At 56.4% G+C, this 275-nt stretch carries 1 protein-coding gene; it reads left to right on the forward strand.

What is annotated here, in order from left to right:
* Positions 1-93: 93 nt before the first annotated feature.
* Positions 94-275 (forward strand): hypothetical protein (locus HCN83_RS18275; protein ID WP_205774759.1); only part of this gene is annotated, 182 nt, incomplete at its 3' end.

A 275-nucleotide genomic window follows, 5' to 3' on the forward strand; every position in this document is an offset into this window, starting at 1 on the left:
GAACGGCATCAACGCACGAGCGGAGCCGGACTGGCTTTTGACGGTTTCTTGTAAGAAACTTGCGTCCGAGTGAAGCCTCATAGCCGTTCGATCTTGAACGGCATGAAAAGCGCGAGCGGAGCCGGACCGGGTCTTAAAGGCTTCTCGCGAGAAGCCTGTGTCCGAGTGAAGCCTCATAGCCGTTCGATCTTGAACGGCATGAAAAGCGCGAGCGGAGCCGGACTGGGTCTTAAAGGCTTCTCAGGAGAAGCCTGTGTCCGAGTGAAGCCTCATAG

It is taken from the genome of Alkalicoccus luteus (assembly GCF_012034335.1).
GTDB lineage: Bacteria > Bacillota > Bacilli > Bacillales > Salisediminibacteriaceae > Alkalicoccus > Alkalicoccus luteus_A.